This is a genomic window from Runella sp. CRIBMP, from assembly GCF_009905605.1.
Taxonomy (GTDB): Bacteria; Bacteroidota; Bacteroidia; order Cytophagales; family Spirosomataceae; genus Runella.
In genome coordinates, this window is sequence record NZ_JAAAKZ010000052.1 from 1 (window position 1) to 832 (window position 832).

The following is an 832-nucleotide window of genomic DNA, read 5'->3' on the forward strand; positions in this document are numbered from 1 at the left end:
TTTCAATAGAATTTACGATGGAGAGTTTGATCCTGGCTCAGGATGAACGCTAGCGGCAGGCCTAATACATGCAAGGCGAAGGGGCAGCAATGTCACTGTCGTACGGGTGCGTAACGCGTATGCAACCTACCTATCACAGGGGGATAGCCTTTGGAAACAGGGATTAATACCGCATAAAGCAGGGACTCCGCATGGAGATATTGCTAAAGATTTATCGGTGATAGATGGGCATGCGTCTGATTAGTTAGTTGGTAGGGTAACGGCCTACCAAGACGATGATCAGTAGGGGGCGTCAGAGCGTGGTCCCCCACACTGGCACTGAGATACGGGCCAGACTCCTACGGGAGGCAGCAGTAGGGAATATTGGGCAATGGATGCAAGTCTGACCCAGCCATGCCGCGTGCAGGAAGAAGGTCCTCTGGATTGTAAACTGCTTTTATCGGGGAAGAATAGGTCTCTTGCGAGGGATTGTGACGGTACCCGATGAATAAGCCACGGCTAACTACGTGCCAGCAGCCGCGGTAATACGTAGGTGGCAAGCGTTGTCCGGATTTATTGGGTTTAAAGGGTGCGTAGGTGGTTTTATAAGTCAGTGGTGAAAGCTGGTTGCTCAACAATCAAGTTGCCATTGATACTGTTAGACTTGAGAGAAGTGGAGGTTCATGGAATGGATGGTGTAGCGGTGAAATGCATAGATATCATCCAGAACGTCGATTGCGAAGGCAGTGGGCTGTACTTTTTCTGACACTGAGGCACGAAAGCGTGGGGATCAAACAGGATTAGATACCCTGGTAGTCCACGCTGTAAACGATGCGAACTAGCTTTCGGGTTT

At 50.1% G+C, this 832-nt stretch carries 1 rRNA gene; it reads left to right on the plus strand.

From position 1 onward, the window contains the following. Positions 1-14: 14 nt before the first annotated feature. Positions 15-832, plus strand: a 16S ribosomal RNA gene (locus tag GVN20_RS29500); the annotation flags it as partial.